15 protein-coding genes and 1 pseudogene are annotated in these 14,517 nt (G+C 63.4%); 10 read left to right on the top strand and 6 right to left on the bottom strand.

The window, feature by feature from the left end; translation table 11 throughout:
* The coding region (locus tag TX78_RS07700) for an aldehyde dehydrogenase family protein (RefSeq protein WP_044495142.1) at positions 1–1,084 on the bottom strand (1,084 nt) is incomplete at its 3' end.
* A 190-nt stretch (positions 1,085–1,274) separates the two neighbouring features.
* Here TX78_RS07700 and nudC point away from each other — a divergent pair.
* The gene (gene nudC / locus TX78_RS07695) at positions 1,275–2,297 is read left to right on the top strand and encodes an NAD(+) diphosphatase (RefSeq protein WP_044495141.1); all 1,023 of its coding nucleotides are present in this window, start codon (positions 1,275–1,277) and stop codon (positions 2,295–2,297) included.
* A 78-nt stretch (positions 2,298–2,375) separates the two neighbouring features.
* On the opposite strand, the gene TX78_RS07690 is transcribed toward nudC, so the two are convergent.
* The gene (locus TX78_RS07690) at positions 2,376–2,777 is read right to left on the bottom strand and encodes a hypothetical protein (RefSeq protein WP_044495140.1); all 402 of its coding nucleotides are present in this window, start codon (positions 2,775–2,777) and stop codon (positions 2,376–2,378) included.
* Between the two features lie 123 nt (positions 2,778–2,900).
* Between TX78_RS07690 and TX78_RS07685 the strand changes: the two genes are divergently transcribed.
* Positions 2,901–3,515, top strand: coding sequence for a methyltransferase (locus TX78_RS07685; RefSeq protein WP_044495139.1), 615 nt, complete (start codon positions 2,901–2,903; stop codon positions 3,513–3,515).
* Positions 3,516–3,528: 13 nt separating this feature from the next.
* On the opposite strand, the gene TX78_RS07680 is transcribed toward TX78_RS07685, so the two are convergent.
* Both TX78_RS07680 and TX78_RS14315 read right to left on the bottom strand, forming a co-directional pair.
* On the bottom strand, positions 3,529–3,753 hold the full coding sequence (locus TX78_RS07680) for a CDGSH iron-sulfur domain-containing protein (protein ID WP_044495409.1): 225 nt from the start codon (positions 3,751–3,753) through the stop codon (positions 3,529–3,531).
* 14 nt (positions 3,754–3,767) lie between these two features.
* Positions 3,768–4,531 (bottom strand): annotated as a pseudogene (locus tag TX78_RS14315) (iron-containing redox enzyme family protein).
* 377 nt (positions 4,532–4,908) lie between these two features.
* On the opposite strand from TX78_RS14315, the gene TX78_RS07670 reads away from it, so the two are divergent.
* Both TX78_RS07670 and TX78_RS13190 read left to right on the top strand, forming a co-directional pair.
* A complete protein-coding gene (locus tag TX78_RS07670; protein WP_049897643.1) occupies positions 4,909–6,171 on the top strand; it encodes a phospholipase D-like domain-containing protein in 1,263 nt (420 codons plus the stop codon).
* 88 nt (positions 6,172–6,259) lie between these two features.
* Positions 6,260–7,765 (top strand): alpha/beta fold hydrolase, encoded by a 1,506-nt coding sequence (locus tag TX78_RS13190; RefSeq protein WP_158644315.1) that lies wholly within the window; start codon positions 6,260–6,262, stop codon positions 7,763–7,765.
* A 65-nt stretch (positions 7,766–7,830) separates the two neighbouring features.
* Here TX78_RS13190 and TX78_RS07655 read toward each other — a convergent pair whose 3' ends face one another.
* Both TX78_RS07655 and TX78_RS07650 read right to left on the bottom strand, forming a co-directional pair.
* Complete coding sequence (locus TX78_RS07655) at positions 7,831–8,313, bottom strand: DUF3253 domain-containing protein (RefSeq protein ID WP_044495138.1); 483 nt, start codon at positions 8,311–8,313, stop codon at positions 7,831–7,833.
* On the bottom strand, positions 8,310–8,786 hold the full coding sequence (locus TX78_RS07650) for an RpiB/LacA/LacB family sugar-phosphate isomerase (protein ID WP_049897640.1): 477 nt from the start codon (positions 8,784–8,786) through the stop codon (positions 8,310–8,312). Before TX78_RS07650 ends, TX78_RS07655 begins: the two co-directional genes overlap by 4 nt.
* Positions 8,787–8,917: 131 nt before the next feature.
* On the opposite strand from TX78_RS07650, the gene TX78_RS07645 reads away from it, so the two are divergent.
* The 6 genes from TX78_RS07645 (at position 8,918) to TX78_RS07620 (ending at position 14,366) form a co-directional block, all read left to right on the top strand.
* On the top strand, positions 8,918–9,601 hold the full coding sequence (locus TX78_RS07645) for a cyclodeaminase/cyclohydrolase family protein (protein ID WP_044495136.1): 684 nt from the start codon (positions 8,918–8,920) through the stop codon (positions 9,599–9,601).
* 39 nt (positions 9,602–9,640) lie between these two features.
* The gene (locus TX78_RS07640; protein WP_081652656.1) at positions 9,641–10,984 is read left to right on the top strand and encodes a PQQ-dependent sugar dehydrogenase; all 1,344 of its coding nucleotides are present in this window, start codon (positions 9,641–9,643) and stop codon (positions 10,982–10,984) included.
* Between the two features lie 143 nt (positions 10,985–11,127).
* Positions 11,128–11,574, top strand: coding sequence for a hypothetical protein (locus TX78_RS07635; RefSeq protein WP_044495133.1), 447 nt, complete (start codon positions 11,128–11,130; stop codon positions 11,572–11,574).
* Positions 11,575–11,593: 19 nt separating this feature from the next.
* Positions 11,594–12,658, top strand: a complete 1,065-nt coding sequence (locus tag TX78_RS07630; protein WP_044495132.1) for a YdcF family protein — start codon at positions 11,594–11,596, stop codon at positions 12,656–12,658.
* Positions 12,659–12,763: 105 nt separating this feature from the next.
* Positions 12,764–13,375 (top strand): flavodoxin family protein, encoded by a 612-nt coding sequence (locus TX78_RS07625; protein WP_044495130.1) that lies wholly within the window; start codon positions 12,764–12,766, stop codon positions 13,373–13,375.
* A gap of 169 nt (positions 13,376–13,544) precedes the next feature.
* The gene (locus TX78_RS07620; RefSeq protein ID WP_044495128.1) at positions 13,545–14,366 is read left to right on the top strand and encodes a DUF4397 domain-containing protein; all 822 of its coding nucleotides are present in this window, start codon (positions 13,545–13,547) and stop codon (positions 14,364–14,366) included.
* Positions 14,367–14,517 lie beyond the last annotated feature (151 nt).

Genomic DNA, 14,517 nt, shown 5'->3' with positions numbered 1-14,517 from the left:
CGTTGCGCCCGAGGTCGCTGTCCAGGTCAATATCCGTCAGCAGAGCCGGGGACATGAACCAGCCGTCGCGATCCAGCTTCTGCCCGCCTGTGTGCAGCGTGGCACCATCCTTGACGGCCTGCTCGATGCGCTCCACCACTTCGTCCCGAGCATCCTCAGAGGACAGCGGTCCCATATCCGTGTCCGGGTCGTCGGCCGGACCCACCTTCACTGCTTCGACGGCACTCTTCGCTGCGGCGACGAAGTCCTCATAAAGATCCTCCACCACGATCAGCCGCTTCGGTGAGGTGCAGACCTGACCGGCGTTGGCGGTGCGCAGCGTCACCAGCGTCTTCGCCAGTTCATTGACGTCATCGGTGTCTAGGACGACGGCGGGGTCGTTTCCGCCGAGTTCCAGCACCGATTTCTTCAGGTACTTGGCGGCCAGAGAGGCCACGGAGGCACCGGCGGCTTCGGAGCCAGTGAGGGATACTCCCTTCACCCGGAAGTCCTGCAGTACCTTCTCAGCATCGCTGCTATTCAGGTAGAGATTCGTGTAGACGCCTTCAGGAAGACCCGCCTCCTCCAGGATGTCCTGGAACGCCTGCGATGAACGCGGGCAGATCGCAGCCTGTTTCATCATCACTGCATTTCCCACCAGCAGATTGGGCACGGCGAAACGCGCAATCTGGTTGTAGGGGAAGTTCCACGGCATGATGCCCAAAAGTACGCCGATGGGATCATGCTTGACGTAGGTTTCTTCAGCGCCTTCAGCCTCAGGCAGCTTGGTGGGCTCCAGGTATCCGGGGCCATTTTCAGCGAACCAGCGGAAGGTGAACGCCACCTTCTTGACTTCGGTTACCCCCTGCTTATGGGGCTTGCCCATCTCGGAGCCGATGATTGCTGCCAGTTCCTCAGCTCGAGAGTCAAAGAGTTCGGCGGCAGCACTCAGAACAGCTGCGCGTTTCTCCACTGGTGTGGCCTTCCAGGACTGATACGCCTGGTCAGCGGCGTCGATGAGAGCAGGGATCTGCTCCTCGGTCACCGAGTCGAAAGTCTCCTCGGTGCGGCCGGTATTGGGATTCGTCACTGCAAAAGTGCTCATAGATGCATTCAACGCCTGTGAGCGACTTCAGTACAGAGATTTCGACATGGGCATAATCACCCATTCACTCGCCACTGAAACCTTATTTTTTCCCCGAAACAACCTGAGTGCAGGCCTGGCAGTCGGTCGCCGGAGCTGTACGGCGGGGGTCACGTCACATCCAGCTCGCTCGGCGGGTTACGGTAAGTCAGTGTCAGACTCTTCAGCCCGCTTCAGCCAGCTCACCCGACCACGTCTGGATCGCCACAGCGATGAACGGCACCGGGAGGAGTGGCTTCCGGAAATCTGGGAACTTGCCGATACCAAAGTACTGCGCATGGATGGCGGGAAAGCACCGATCGCCGAAGTCCGAGACGCCGACTCATCAGAGCTGAGACCAGAACTGGCACTGACCGCAGCGAAGGGCACACTGCCGGAGAACGCCCTCTATCTCGGTGAAATCATCAGCGGCAGCACCGGAGAGAGCAGCGACGGTTCCAGCTCACCCGGCACCCATGTGGTGGCGCTGCGCTTCGATCCCGAGTCACCACAGAACTCGCAGACCCCTGAGAACATCCACTGGCAAAGTATGCGCCAGGTGGGGCATGTGCTGAGCGCCCTCCACGCTGATCTGCTGACCCACGCGGCGGCCCTGACAGCCTGGCATTCAGCGGCAACCTTCTGCCCAGTGTGTGGAGGCACCACTGAAGTCCGCGGTTCTGGTTGGTCCCGGGTGTGCACCCAGTGTGAGCGCACGCAGTTCCCGCGAACCGACCCCGCGGTGATCACCGCGGTGGTCGACCAGCAGGACCGGCTGCTCCTGGGCTCAGCAGTGGCCTGGGACCCGCGCCGGTTCTCCACCTTCGCTGGTTTCGTAGAAGCCGGGGAGTCCTTGGAGGACGCCATTGTGCGCGAAGTCCAGGAGGAGGCGGGGGTCACCGTGGAATCCGTGGAATACATCGGCTCCCAGGCGTGGCCGTTCCCCCGCTCACTGATGCTGGGGTTCTTGGCCCACACCAGCGCTGTCCAGGCGACGGCGGATGAGGAAGAGATCCGTGAGGTCCGCTGGTTCACCCGCAAGAGCCTGCACGACGACGTCGTCTCCGGCGCGGTGGTCCTCCCACCGCGCTCAGCGGTCTCTCACGCCCTCATCACTCACTGGTACGGGACTGCCCTGCCGGACGGCCCGGCAACCAGCGACCCCGCGCCGGCTGGTCGAGCTCAGTCAGCCTGAGCCCCCCCAAAAAAAACAAATCAGCGCAGCGTCAGCTTCAATGCAGCCCCAGCTTTAGAGGTGCCCTTAGCGCGGCCGTTAGTCCTTCTTGCTGGTGATCAGCGCGATGGCGATGGCTGCCAACCAAGAGTCCTTGGCCAGCGCGGTGCCGTCCTGGGAAGGGCGCACGCCGTCGGACTGGGTCATGGCGTCATTGCGAAAGTACATGCTCAGCATCCCTGCCGAGAAGCCGCCCAGTGCCAACCCGGCGAGCCTGTTGCTGACGAAGGGAGTCAGCAGAGCGGCGCCCAGGCTGATCTCAGCGTAGGCCAGAGCTTTTCCAAACTTCTGCGGCGGCAGGTTCTTCACCGCAGGAACACCGGTGGAGGCCATTTCTTGCAGGCCAGCGGCGGAATCCTTATCCAGCTTAAGCTTGCCGATTCCAGCGTTGAGGATGAACGCACCAGGGACGGTGCGCAGAGCCAATGTAGAAAGTTTCATGACCTTCTCCAGACCTGTTGATAGGGGATGCGAGACCGTGAGAGCCTCCGGAATGTTCCTCCAGGTCACAGCCTATCGCGCACCTCTGCGCGGCGTATCGGCAAACACTGCACAATAGAGCCCATGCAGCAGCTGAGCTTCCAGGGCCTGTCCATCTCCTACGACCACCACGTGCTAGAACCACGGCCGTGGACCGAGGCGCAGTCTTCGTGGGCCGCGGAGCTACTTGGCGATGCCCCAGCTGGTCCGGTACTGGAGCTCTGTGCTGGCGTGGGACACATTGGACTGGCAGCTGTGCGCGACTCCGATCGGGACCTCGTGATGGTGGACATCAACCCCGTTGCTCAGCGTTTTGCCCTGGAGAATGCCGCGGTCAACGGCCTGGGCTCACGGGTTGACTTCCGGCTGGGCGGAATCGACGCCGTGCTGACCTCCGAGGAGCAGTTCGCCCTGATCGTGGCAGATCCGCCGTGGGTACGCTCCACGGAGACCACCCGGTATCCAGCGGATCCACTTCTGGCCATCGACGGAGGCGACGACGGCCTCGACCTGGCACGGACCTGCGTGGACCTCATCGGCGCCCACCTGGCCGCCGGCGGCACCGCGCTGCTGCAGATCGGCACCCCCGAACAGGCCCAGGACATTGAGGCTTATGCCACTGAGTCATCGGCGGGATCCCTCAGCGTCGTCGAAACCCGTGTCTACGACCGCGGGGTACTGATCCAGCTTTCCCGCTGAGACCTTCCCAGATTCAGTCCCGAGAGCGCTGGCGCATGAACTTATGCGTGCCATCGCACCAGGGCTTGATCTGCGATCCCCCACAGCGGCAGACCGCGCTCACCGGACGGGTGGTGCGGTGCTCGTTGCCGTCCTCGTCCTCGACAAGATGATCCCCGCGAAGCAGCATCGGCCCATTGGCGCAGAAGATCACATCCGGATGATTCAGCTCGCGGTTCTTACCCGTGTCTGCACTCATTTCCGAGCCATCCCTCACGCTGCCCACTGCTCTAGCATTCGGGCGGCGTAGCGGTCCTCCAGGTCCAGTGACGTCCATGCGCCGAAGTACACGTCGTCGTGAAGCTCCGGCTCTTCCTCCAGGAGAGCGCCACAGATGGTGCGCACGGCAAGCTGTTCGTGCACTGCATCGGCTTCTACGTGCTCCGTGTAGTAGCCCACCATAGAAGCTGGGAATCCCAGCCTCTCCAGTCCTGCAGCCATGCGCCGCGAAGGTGTGGAGCTAGTCGCCTCGAAGGCTGCCAGGAACCCTAGTGAGGCCCCGCGCAGCCTGCGGTTGAGACCGAAGAGGGACATCGCGTTGTTCTCCTCCAGAACCTCCAACGGAGCCTCGTCAATATAGGCCCCATAGGTTGGGTCCAGTCCGCTGTCGCGTAGACCGAGAGTGAATAAGTGCGCGTGGAGACGGTTGGGTCGCCGTCGCCGTATTCATCGAACTGCAGCTCCATCACCGCGGCTTTGACCCGGTCCGAAAGACGCGGGATCACCCACGTGGTGTGGTCGGATTCCTTCAGGTGGTAGATGGAGCGGTGCCGCAGCAGCTCACGCACCTGGTCCTCGGTGGCCGTGCGCTGCACGTAGGTTGCCACTGACGGGCCGTCATGATCGGAAACAAAGGCGAAGAACTTCTCGGCGAAGTCCTCGGGGCTCGGTAGCTCCGGCACCCGGGCGCGCAGTACCTGTTCGAAGCTGGTCTCCAAGTCCTGGCGGACACTGATCAGGCGCGGGTTCCACTCCATCTCCCCGGCCACATCGTCGAAGCCCCGGTAGTGCTGTTCGTAAAGCGCCCACAGCGCAAGCTGAGCGTCCTCCTCATTGTCAGGCTGGGGAGCATGGGTGAGGTGGTCCGTTTCCCCCGTGCGCATCGCCTCCAGAACAATCTCGCTCAGCGCGCCTCGACTCTGCGGGGTCAGCATGACTGCACCCGGTCCTTCCTGCGCTTCGGCCGCACAGCCACAGAACGAAAGGGCAGGCTGCTCATCGAAGTCCTCATCTCGTGCCGATCACGCGCCGCAGCGCCCGGCTTAGGGGTCATCACGACGGCGAGAATAGCGCATCTGACCTGGAGCGACGTGTGTACCGTTCTTCCGATGACACCACCGATTAAGGTGATGCTATGAGCCGAGCCACTTCCACGGGCAAGATCACCCGACGGCTGGTGTCCCCCAAGACCCTTCCGATGGCACTGGCAGCTGCCGCTGCGGTCCCACTGACGGCAGCGATCTCGGTAGTCACCCTTGACCTGCTCAAGCAGGAACAGCGCAAACAGCGAGACGCACCCCGGCCGGGTACTTTCTACTCGCAGGTAGAGGAATCACCGCTGACCATCTACACCGACGGCGAAACGCTCTATGAGGACATGATCGAGGCCATCGACTCTGCTCAGGAGACGATCCTCATGAAAACCTACATCTGGAAGAACGATGAGGTGGGGCAGCGCTTCATCGATGCCTTCAACGCCGCAGCGCGCCGCGGAGTCAAAATCTTCATCATCTATGACGGCTTCGCCAATCTGGTCGTAGCCCGCTCCTTCTACGCCCAGCTGAGCGAGGACATCCAGGTCTTCCGCCTCCCCCTCTTGGGAAGAAGCTTCTGGAAGGCACCGGTGCGCTACACCGGCTTCAACCACGCGAAGATCCTGGTCACCGATGACACCGTCGGGTTCGTGGGCGGTTACAACATCGGTGCGCTTTACGCGAAGAAATGGCGGGACACCCACCTGCGCGAAGTCGGACCCGCCGTGTGGGGACTTCGCCAGACCATTGCTCGGCTCTGGAACGAGGACCGCGCCCCCTCGGAGCAGATTACGTGGATTGCTCCTGACAGCTGGAATCCCGCGGTCCGCGTCGTGGCCAACCTGCCTGTGGATCTGGTCTATCCGATTAGGAACATGTACTTGAAGGCCATCGAGAGATCCGCGCAGAGGATCTGGATTTCCACCCCCTACTTCGTGCCGGACCAGCAGATCCTACGAGCGCTCATCAAGGCATCCCAGCGTGGGGTCGATGTGCAGATCATGATCCCCAAGGACTCCAATCACGTGATTGCAGACTGGGTCTCCCGCGGTTTCTTCGGAGAGACGCTCGACGCCGGAATCACGATCCTGCTCTACGCCACCAGCATGATGCACTCCAAGACGGCAACCATAGACGGCGAGTGGTCAACAATCGGCACCGCCAATATCGACCATCTCTCCCTCTCTTTCAACTACGAAGCAAATGTTGAGGTGATCGACGCCGACTTCGCTGCCGAAATGGAAAAGGTGTTCCGCCGCGACCGAGAACACTGTGAAGCGGTAAGTTCACGTGCCTGGCGCCGGCGCCACCCGATGGCCCGACTGACCGAGCGTGCCCTGCAGCCACTGCGGCCGATGCTCTGAGGCTGTCACTATCCGCACATCCCCCAGCAGCAGACCCGGTGCCGGACTTCAGTCGCGGCGCTTCAGAGTGGGCGACTACGAGGTGGACGTGCGCGGCACCTTCGCACCGCAGCGCCCACCAATCGTGCTCGTGCACGGGATAGGCGTCTCGGGGGAGTACTTCCTGCGATTCGCTGACGTGCTCGCTCCCGACTATGACGTCTACACACTGGACCTCCCCGGCTACGGGAAGACCCCGAACCCAGAACACGCCCTCACCGTACCCGAACTGGCAGAGACCGTCGCAGGGACTGTCGCTGCTCTAGGGGTAGTGGATCCCGTCCTCATCGGTCACTCCATGGGATGCCAGACCGTCTTGGACGCCACAGCAGAGAACCCGGGGCTTTGCGCTGGTTTCATCCTCATCGCGCCCACTGTGGATCCTTCAGCCCGGAGTCTTGGCGGCCAGGCCCTGAGGCTGTTGCGCGACATCCTCCGGGAACCGCCCGCCAGCAACGCCGTCATCTTTCGCAACTACCTGCGCATGGGACCGCTGCGGTACTTGAAAACCACCCAACACATGCTCGCCTACCGCACAGAGGACGCCATTGCGCGCTGTGCAGTACCAGGACTGATAGTCCGAGGATCACAGGATCCCATCGCCTCCGCCGCGTGGGTGCAGCTGTTGGCTGAACTGGCGCCACGAGGCGACGTCGTCGAAGTTCCCGGCGGGCCCCATGCTGTTCAGCACAGTCAACCCCGAGAGCTGGCCGCGGTCTGCGCACCGTTCCTCAACACCTTTGACAGCCACCGCCTCCGGCGCACTCCCGGGTACATGGCGCGCGTGGGCCCCGATGAGACTGATTCCGGCACTGACGACGACGCCGAATCCTCTCTCGGGCTGCAGGCTCTGCCAGGGAGGATCAGGCAAGCCGGGACAAATCTCAGCGCGTGGATTCGCGACTACACCTACGCTGCACGTCGCCAAACCGCCGGAGTGCTGAGCCGAACCGACCCACAGACCTACCGTCATCGCGAGTCGGAGCATCCCACTGTGGTACTGCTGCCCGGTATCTATGAGACGTGGGCGTTCCTGCGCCCGGTCGCGGACACCCTGCGAGGAAACAGCTATGACGTGCGCGCCGTCGTCGAACTGGGCTACAACGGCGGGACTCTTCAGGACATGGCTGACCGGGTGGAGGCCTATTTGAGCCGGGAAGGCATCCGGGGCTGCGTGCTGGTAGCGCACAGCAAAGGCGGCCTGATCGGCAAACTGTTGCTCACCCGGCAGGCGAACGACGACGCCATCAAGGGTCTCGTCACGCTCAACACTCCATTCGGCGGCTCACCCTTGGCTCGGCTGCTGCCACTGCCAGCCCTTCGCGTCTTCCTGCCGCGCTCACCGGAGCTCGCCGAGTTGGGAGCCAGTAGCGACGTCAACACGAAAATTGTCTCCATCTATGGCCAGTTCGACCCGCACATCCCTGGAGGAAGCCACCTAGAGGGGGCGCACAATGTGCAGCTGGGCACGCGCGGACACTTCTTGCCGCTCAGTGACCCTCGAGTTCACGAGGCATTCCTCCAGGGCGTCCGCCGATTGAGTCGCGACAGTTAAGCGGTGGTGAGAATCCGGCACCGAGTTCAGATCTGACCTTCAGGCCTTCCGATCAGGTGTGGCGTTCAAGTTCGCAAGTCTGGTCCCGCGCCAAGGCGGATGGGCCCACGGGCGTGAATATCGACGTCTTCACCCTTTTGGGTGATGCGGACCTGCCCTTGCTCAGCCAATTCCCCGGCAACCTCCCGTGCCGCGTCCATGAGGTCACGCCAATCCTCCCCGCCCACCGCACGCGCGGCATCTGAGGGACAAATGGTGGAGCCGTCACGGTGTCTGAGCAACGCACGGATCACTGACTCCAGACGTGTGCGGCGCCCCTGATCTGTGGGCTCCCACCACTCTTCCCCGCGTTCGCCCAGAGCGACCTTGGCGTCCTGGACCCTGAACCGGACGTCATCTCCGCGGGTCTTGACCAGCCGACGGGCCGTCATCAGCTCCTTGACCAGCTCCGCTTGCAGACGCTCCGGAATATTCGGGTCTGACGCGCGCCAGCGGCGTCCATCCACTACTACATAGCGGCCATCTGGAGTCCGTTCCTGTTCTGTCATTGCTGCGCGTCAGCTCCCACGCCTGCTCCGGCTCCGGCGCCGACTTCTTTCTGCGGGGCAGGATCGGGCATCGGGGTGCGCAGCCATTCATCAATCAGCTCCACAGCAGGACCGGAACCGATGACCTCTGACCCCATCGAGAGCACCTGGGCCCGATTGCGGGTGATGGAGGTCCGAATGGAGAACAGATCGTGGGCAATGACCGCATCCACACCGTCTACTGAGTTTGCGGCAATCATCACGCCAAGCCCGTTGCCGCAGAAGACCAGCCCGCGGTCCGCGTCCCCGGCCGCCACATGTTTTGCCACGGTGATGGCAGCACGCACGGGATCTGCTTCCGGGTCATCTTGAGCAAAGGCACCTACATCGGTGAGTTCACTGACGTCCGGATGATCCTGCAGATGACGGGTCACCGCGTCCTTCAGGGGGAAGCCGGACGCGTCTGACCCGATGACAATCCTCAGTTCCACCATGTGCTTAACCTCCATGCTCTGGGGCCTGCGCCCGTTGATGCCCTCGAGCCTAGTCGCTACAAGCCTGAGGACGTGGCCCAGATCACGCAGGAGACAGGTGGAAACCTTCCGCAGCATGCCACACTGACCGCATGGAGGATACGTCTGAGATCAGCGCCCAGCAGTCGACCCTGCAGGAATGGACAGCGGGACTGGCAGAATCCAGCGGCTTCCCCGGTGGAGGGGCCGGCAGCGGAGTGATGCTCAGCATTGCCGCTGCCATGGCCTCTATGGTTGCCGGGTACTCCCCGTCTGCAGAAGAGGATCAGGAGCGCAGTGACGATGTGCGGGACCGCGCGCAGAGCCTTCGCAAGAGGGCACTGGAGCTCGCCGACGACGACGCGAAGGCCTCCGCGGCGTTCGGCGCGGCCTTCCATGAGGAACCGGGCCCTGCCCGCCGTCGGGCTATCGCTGACGCCGCCCTAGTGGCCGCGGAGGCCTCAGCGGACCTCGGTGAAGAAGCGCTGCGCGCTCTGCCGGACTTCGAGTGGCTGGCCCAGCACGGCCGACCCTCCGTGGTCTCGGATGTGGTGGTGGGCTTGGGCGCACTGCGCGCGGCATTGGCAGGTGCCCGCACCAACGTCAGCTTCGATCTGGCCACTCTGACCTCTGCCGGGGAAAGCCTGGAAGAGGTGCATCGGAAGCATCCGCGCCTGTGGGAGATGGTCACCAGACTCAGCGCAGGTCTGGAGCAGATCGATGAGCTGGTGCGAAGCATCGATGACCGGGCGGCACCGACTGAAGCAGCCGAGAGTTCTGGCGCAGCCGAAGACTAGGGGGTACCGCCCCAGACCGTGGTCCCCTAGGGTCAGAGGATGAGCCCCCTCCCCCAGTCCTTCGGACGTCCGGTATCCACGAGGCTGTCCTCCACACGTCCACTGCCCGCGCTGCCGCTGTCCATATTGCCGCTGTCCGCCTTACCGGTGACCGCGCTGGGACTCTCCGCAACACTGCTGCTGGCCAGCTGCGCAGACGAGGGAGGCGATGCTAACGCCGAGGACGAGCCTGCGGCAGCCAGAGACACCACCTCCGAGACTGAAGACGGGGAGGCCTCGGGTGAGGACACCCAGGGCCAGGATGCTCAGGACCAGGGCAGCCCCGGCCAGGACAACCCGGGCACCCCCTTCGTCGTGGAGGAGCTGGGCAGCTATGACTCTCCGTGGGCCCTGGAATTCCTGCCCGGCACCGATCAGCTGCTGATCACCACCCAGCCGGGGGAGCTTGTTCTCCACAGCACTGACACCGGCGAGGAAATCGCCGTCTCCGGAGTTCCGGACGACATCGTGGTCGCCGGGCAGGGCGGGCTCGGGGACGTGGTCGCAGCCCCTGACTTTGAGCAGAGCCAGCGGGTGTACTTGAGTTGGGTCAGCAGCGGGGAGGGCGGCACTGGCGCCGTCGTCGGGCACGCCCAGCTGGTGGAATCCGGGGATGCCGCGGAGCTGCAGGATCTGCAGGTGATCTGGCAACAGGATCCGCGCGCTGAGGGTTCCGGTCACTTCTCCCACCGGCTCGCCTTCAGCCCAGATGGAGAACATCTTTTCATCACTTCCGGGGACCGGCAGCTACTGGACCCGGCTCAAGACCTCTCCAGCGGTCTGGGAAAAATCATGCGGCTGACACCTGAAGGAGACCCGGCCTCGGGAAACCCCTTTGCGGACCAGGGCGGCGTCACCGAAGAGATCTGGACCTACGGTCACCGCAACGCACTGGGGATTGCCTTTGACGCCGAGGGGCGCCTGTGGTCCTCGGAGATGGGACCCGCCGGTGGCGATGAGCTCAACCTCATCGAAGAGGGTCAGAACTATGGCTGGCCGGAAGTCTCCAACGGATCCCATTACGACGGCGAAGAGATCCCCGACCATACCGACGACGACGGCTTCACCGCTCCTGCTGCGTCCTGGAACCCTGCCATCTCACCGGGAAGCCTGATGATCTACCAGGGGGAGCTCTTCGAGGAGTGGACCGGTGATGCGTTTCTGGGTGCCCTCTCCGGGGAGGCGCTGGTCAGGGTGGGGCTGGATGAGACCTCAGCGGCCGAGGATGAGCTCTGGGAGATGGACGCGCGCATCCGCGACCTGGCCGAGGCCCCCGACGGCAGTATCTGGCTGATCCAGGACGGTGCCGGCGCCCAGCTGCTGCGGCTGACGCCCGCACAGTAGAGTCGAGGCCCTGGGACTTCCCCGCATCTTCACGGTGAAGCTCATGCCACAGGTGGAGACAACTCCTACTTCGGGGGGATCACACTGGGTGAGGGGCACAGAAGACTGGAACACGTCATGATCCGCCTATGAAAGGACCTTTCGTGTCTGTCCCCTCGCCATCTGTCAGCCCATCCGCGGCGGCGGTGCGCCGTCGTCGTCTGTGGGCCGGTGCTGGAACTCTCGCGCTGAGTCTGACGACCTTGGCCGGTTGCGGTCTCTTTCCTAGCGCCTCAGCTGTCACCTATGACCTTGAAATCCTCGACGATGCCCCCGCCGAGTCCTTCACGGAGGTGGAGTACACCGGGCGGCAGACCGGCCTCTCGACACCGGACACCACAGAGGAGCGGCTCACCCCTGAAGAGCTGCCAGCCCGTTTCGAAACCCTGGGACAAACTGATGACACCCTTTCCATAGCAGCCGAGGGCATTCCCGATCAGCTGCTGCGGTGTGCAATCACTGTCGATGGTTCTGATCAGCTGGACCAGCAGGAGTCAGCTGCCCCCGGTGAAGGCGTTACCTGCTCCGCCACGCTTCCCACCACCGACTGACCACTGAAGGGCCCCGCCGATGCTGCACTGGATTCTCATACTTCTGCTGATCAGCGGGACGCTTATCGCTGCCACCGGGCTGTTCAGGTTTATCCGCGACGGCCGCCGTCTTGCGGCGCTAGCTGCTACTGCCGCCGGTGCCGGGACCGCGCTGCTGGCCGCAGGACTCATAGAGCTTCAGCAGGGCCAGGTAGGGGTGTTCCTCTTCGTCAGTATAGGACTACTGGTGGCGCTGGCGCTGGGAAACCTTCTGGGTTACCCACTGCTGACACTGTTCCTGCTCTGGAGCGGGGTGACCGTGCTGCGCAGGGAGAGCCGAAGCCTGGGCAACGCTCTGGCCCTGGCGGCAGGCTTGTTCATGCTGGTGCTGCCATGGACCCTGCAGCTGCTGGAACCTGCCGAGACCGTTCAGGACAATGCGGGATACATGATCCGCTATGGAGCGCATACCGCCGCAGTCATGCTGGTGGCCTATATCGCGTTTAGCTTTGCAGCCGTCCTCGCGGCGTCCTGGCTCTACCGGTTGCGCCGGACTCGGTTCACCCCTGCGGCCATCATCATCCTCGGTTCAGGTCTGGTCAACGGGGCAGTCCCGCCGCTGCTGAAGAAACGGCTGGAGCGCGGGCTGCAGGCTCACGCCGAGTACGACGGCGCACCGCTGCTGATCCCCACCGGAGGTCAGGGCCCCGATGAGCCCGTGGCAGAAGGCGAGGCCATGGCGCAGTATCTTCTGGAACAAGGGGTGCCTGCACAGAAGATCCGGGCAGAGACCGAGGCTAAGAACACCGAGCAGAACCTGCAATTCTCACGCCGGCTGCTCAGCGATCCGGCGGACCCGGTGTTGGTGGTGACCAGCAGCTACCACGCCTACCGCGCAGCCCTGCTGACCCAGCGCATGGGTATGCAGGCCCGCGCCATCGGCGCCAAGACCGCCTGGTACTTCCTCCCCAGCGCGCTGTTGCGCGAATTCATCGGGGTGCTCAGAGACAACGCGCGCCTGCATGCACTCGCGGCGCTGTTGATCATCGCGCTGGCCGCTGCTGCCGCCACTGTGCTGGTCCCGGCGATGACGCCGCCTCCGTAAACGGCGCTGAACTGGAGCGACGGCACTGATGTCCCGCACAGCCCCATTGCGCCACGGCGTCGGCGACCCTTGCCCAGACGTGCCCACAGGCATAGCGTGACCCCTATGGAAACCAACCTGAAGGTCCTTGCCCTGAACTGCACGCTCAAGCCCTCTCCCGGTGAGTCCAGCACAGATGTCATCATCGAGGAGCTGCTGGAGCAGTTCCGTGGACACGGCGTCGCCGGTGAGACGGTGCGCGTAGTGGACTATGACGTGAAGCCCGGTGTGGAAGCGGATATGGGTCACGGAGATCAGTGGCCCCTGATAGCCGAGAAGATCAAGGCCAGCGACGTGCTGATCTTTGCTACGCCCACGTGGGTGGGACATATGTCCAGTGTGGCCCAGCGCGTGCTGGAGCGCCTGGATTCCGCACTCTCTGAAACCGATGAGCAGGGCCGTCCGGTGATGTTCGGGAAGGTGGCCATTGTGGCGGTAGTGGGCAACGAGGACGGCGCCCACGCCATCATCGCCGATGCCTTCCAGGGGCTCAATGACATCGGATTCACCATTCCCGCCCAGGGAGCCACGTACTGGAACCACGAAGCGATGAACCCCAAGGACTACAAGGATCTGGACCAGACACCGGAGGCGGTCGCCGCAACCAACAAGACCTCTGCGTCCAACGCTGTGCACCTGGCGCAGCAGCTCAGAGCAAGCCTCTATCCAGCGCCCTGAGCCTCGTCAGAGATCTCTCAGCACGGTGGGGCTTCGAGTGACGACCTGAGCACTTTCTAAAAATTTCAAGGAAATGTGCAACCTTTCTGATCCACCGACGGTAGTCCTGGTGTGAGCACAACAATGTGAGCACACTCACTGCCATCAGGCACTAGGAAAGGACACAGCTATGCGCACGTCACTGCCCCTCGCCGCTACCGCCGCACTCGGGCTGGCACTTGCCGGATCTGCCGCACCTGCCTTCGCGGACCAGCACGAGGACTCTGCCGCACACCTCTCCGTTCTGCACGCCGTACCGGACCTGCCCGTCGACGTGTACGTCGACGGTGAGCTCACCCTTGATGACTTCATGCCGGGAGACCTTGCCGGACCACTGGAGCTTCCAGCAGGCGACTATGAGGTTGCTATCACCGCAGCCGACGCCGCCGATGACTCCGAGCCGGTCCTGGGACCGGTCAGCGTGTCCCTGGAAGAGGGCATGAACTACACCGCGGCCGCACACCTGGATGCCGAGGGGGCACCTACCGTGACGCCCTTCGTCAATGACATCTCCGAGATCGCCGCAGGTGAGGGACGGCTGACCGTGCGCCACACCGCTGCTGCCCCCGAGGTCGATATCTGGGCCAACGGTGAAGTCGCAGTAGAGTCCTTGGCCAACCCAGATGAAGCTTCCTTGGATCTGCCCGCTGGCAGCCTGGAAGCTGCAGTCTCCCTGGCAGGCGAGACCGACCCAGTGCTGGGCCCGCAGAGTCTCGACGTCGCCGAGGGTTCCCACACCATCGTCTACGCCTGGGGCTCCGCTGAGGACGGCAACCTTGCGCTGGCCACCCAGGTCATCGATGGTATGCACTCCGCCCCGGACGGTGTGCCCACCGGCAACGTCCAAGTGCCCAACCAGCAGTCACAGCTCGCACTGATCACCGGTGTGGGAATCCTTGGACTGCTTGCAGCAGGCGTAGCAGCCGTGAGCATCCGTCGAGCACGCGCATAGTATGAGCACTCGCCGCTACGCACACGTTCCGCAGCCAGCCGCAGCCTTCACGGCTGCGCTAGTGGTAGGCACCCTGCTTGTGGGGTGCTCGCCACGTGGGACCGAAGCTGCCGGCGACAGCCTCCCAACCACCCCTGCCCCGAGCGGCTCG

This window comes from Nesterenkonia massiliensis (assembly GCF_000455245.1).
Taxonomy (GTDB): domain Bacteria; phylum Actinomycetota; class Actinomycetes; order Actinomycetales; family Micrococcaceae; genus Nesterenkonia; species Nesterenkonia rhizosphaerae.
Note: the sequence above shows the minus strand (reverse complement) of the source record. Positions and strands in the feature narration are given on the sequence as shown.

Bases quoted from the DNA above. Each gene is read 5' to 3' on its own strand.
- TX78_RS07690 (WP_044495140.1), bottom strand. From the start codon at position 2,777: ATGAAACTTTCTACATTGGCTCTGCGCACCGTCCCTGGTGCGTTCATC.
- TX78_RS07650 (WP_049897640.1), bottom strand. From the start codon at position 8,786: ATGGTGGAACTGAGGATTGTCATCGGGTCAGACGCGTCCGGCTTCCCC.
- TX78_RS07685 (WP_044495139.1), top strand. From the start codon at position 2,901: ATGCAGCAGCTGAGCTTCCAGGGCCTGTCCATCTCCTACGACCACCAC.
- TX78_RS07645 (WP_044495136.1), top strand. From the start codon at position 8,918: ATGGAGGATACGTCTGAGATCAGCGCCCAGCAGTCGACCCTGCAGGAA.
- TX78_RS07625 (WP_044495130.1), top strand. From the start codon at position 12,764: ATGGAAACCAACCTGAAGGTCCTTGCCCTGAACTGCACGCTCAAGCCC.
- TX78_RS07630 (WP_044495132.1), top strand. From the start codon at position 11,594: ATGCTGCACTGGATTCTCATACTTCTGCTGATCAGCGGGACGCTTATC.
- TX78_RS07640 (WP_081652656.1), top strand. From the start codon at position 9,641: ATGAGCCCCCTCCCCCAGTCCTTCGGACGTCCGGTATCCACGAGGCTG.
- TX78_RS07670 (WP_049897643.1), top strand. From the start codon at position 4,909: ATGAGCCGAGCCACTTCCACGGGCAAGATCACCCGACGGCTGGTGTCC.
- TX78_RS07620 (WP_044495128.1), top strand. From the start codon at position 13,545: ATGCGCACGTCACTGCCCCTCGCCGCTACCGCCGCACTCGGGCTGGCA.
- TX78_RS07655 (WP_044495138.1), bottom strand. From the start codon at position 8,313: ATGACAGAACAGGAACGGACTCCAGATGGCCGCTATGTAGTAGTGGAT.
- TX78_RS07680 (WP_044495409.1), bottom strand. From the start codon at position 3,753: ATGAGTGCAGACACGGGTAAGAACCGCGAGCTGAATCATCCGGATGTG.